The following is a 1,719-nucleotide window of genomic DNA, read 5'->3' as shown; positions in this document are numbered from 1 at the left end:
GCCTCCCCGCATTATCACACTATTCAGCCCGCCTCACCACGTTCAATCCTCTAAAACTCCAACAAAGACTACTCAGTCATGTTCAGACTGTCAAGTTAGGTGATTTGGAGCTTGTTACTTTAATGCAAGTATTATATTTATCATGTTTATCGGCCGAGTCAAGCCATGGCCTTTATAGCTGCAGACAACCGGCTTTTTTGCCTAGCAGCTTTGTTTTTATGAATAATTCCTTTTTCAGCAATTGAATCCACAGTACTTACTGTCTGGCTATAAGCTGCTTGAGCCTTTTTTTTATCTCCTGTTTCAATTGCTTTTCTGACATATTTGATTGCTGTACGAAGTTTTGATCGCATACTAACATTATGTTCTCGCCTTTTAATCGATTGTCTTACTCTTTTTCTTGCTTGTGCACTATTTGCCATTAAAATTTTTCTCCTTACCTTGCTTTACTTTTGCCTTCTTAACATACAAAACCTATTTCAAAAAATCTTTAAATTTCTGACAAACTAAAGTTTTAATTTAATTTCTCAGAGAATCAAATTTCAATTTATTTAAAAACAGATTAGTGCAGAAAAAACACGTGATTCTACTTTTTTCCTGACTTGATTGCAATTTTTCTTTTGCTGCCTTTGATTACACGATTATGACAAACTTGCTACAAGAAATTAGCACCTTCTTTGTCCGCGGAACACTAAAATAGCATAGGCGCTTGTGTTGACATGATATTTTATTGATATGCCAGCTTTACAATTCGGAATGCTATCTTATGATTAAACTACTATTAATTGGTTTGATTTTGCTTAATTTCTCATTTTTAACTATTGCTGAAACGATCTATCAATGGAGTGATCCTTGGGGGCAGATTCAATACAGTAAAACACCTGTTCCGGGCGCTATGGTTTCTGATTTAACAGAGCTACCAAAATTAACTGCAACAACCGAGCAACAAAAACAGGATGCTATGGTTAGAAAACTACAGGAAATGAAGCAAAAAAAGTTATTACAAAACCAAAATACCGCAACGCAACAAATGTTGAGTGAACAAGCGCTTCAAACAAAAAATTATTGTCGACAGTTACGGTTACTTATTGCAGATATTCAAACACGGAATCTATGGCAGTACCCAATACTTGGCTTTTCACTTTTACCAGGTAACTATGGCCCAATGCATTTCGGTTTATCCAAGGAATTGCGTCATAACTGCAGATAAAAGACATCTTTTTCAAGGAACAAATTTAATGCCATGTTTTTACAGTGTATTTCAAATTGCGTCGGAAGCAGGAATGAGATTAAATCACAACTTTCATCTCCAGATTTCTAACGCTGCTCGTTTCTTCTGCACGCTTTGCCAGTGTCTGCGGATTAATGCGCTAAGGAGCCACAAATAAATAAGTGTGACAATTGGGCGCGTCTGGCGGGATGCAATGCAAGGCGGGAGGATGAATCATAGCACAAGCTATGGCGACGACGAACAGCGCCGCAGTCAGGGCAATCGGGCTTAAAAATACTTGAAAATAGAAATTAGTTGAGGTATTAGGTTTATCATTTTGATTTCAAATGATAGAGAAACCAACGGCAACGCCTTCAATCATTCATCATTTTTCAAGTATAAAAGACACAAGAATGGATAGGCAAAAGAAACATCAGCTCCAGGATATATTTTTTATCACTCTTTGTTCAGTTATTTGTGGAGCGGACAATTGGGTGGCTATTGAGGAA

At 37.1% G+C, this 1,719-nt stretch carries 3 protein-coding genes; 2 read left to right on the top strand and 1 reads right to left on the bottom strand.

The features are described 5' to 3' along the window. Positions 1-158: 158 nt before the first annotated feature. Entirely contained in the window at positions 159-422 is a 264-nt protein-coding gene (gene rpsT / locus BMY60_RS15030) for a 30S ribosomal protein S20 (protein ID WP_090334713.1), read from the bottom strand. A 344-nt stretch (positions 423-766) separates the two neighbouring features. On the opposite strand from rpsT, the gene BMY60_RS15025 reads away from it, so the two are divergent. Together BMY60_RS15025 and BMY60_RS15020 are read left to right on the top strand one after the other, a co-directional pair. Continuing rightward, positions 767-1,210: a hypothetical protein gene (locus BMY60_RS15025; protein WP_090334712.1), complete on the top strand. Its 444-nt coding sequence runs from the start codon at positions 767-769 to the stop codon at positions 1,208-1,210. Between the two features lie 347 nt (positions 1,211-1,557). After that, on the top strand, positions 1,558-1,719 hold a 162-nt coding region (locus BMY60_RS15020), incomplete at its 3' end, for a transposase family protein (RefSeq protein ID WP_143057494.1).

The sequence above is a fragment of the Nitrosomonas sp. Nm51 genome (assembly GCF_900111165.1).
GTDB lineage: Bacteria > Pseudomonadota > Gammaproteobacteria > Burkholderiales > Nitrosomonadaceae > Nitrosomonas.
The sequence above is the reverse complement of the archived record's forward strand: the minus strand, read 5'-3'. Positions and strand labels throughout refer to the sequence as shown.

Coding starts and splice junctions, on each gene's coding strand:
- rpsT (WP_090334713.1), bottom strand. CDS start 422: ATGGCAAATAGTGCACAAGCAAGAAAAAGAGTAAGACAATCGATTAAA.
- BMY60_RS15025 (WP_090334712.1), top strand. CDS start 767: ATGATTAAACTACTATTAATTGGTTTGATTTTGCTTAATTTCTCATTT.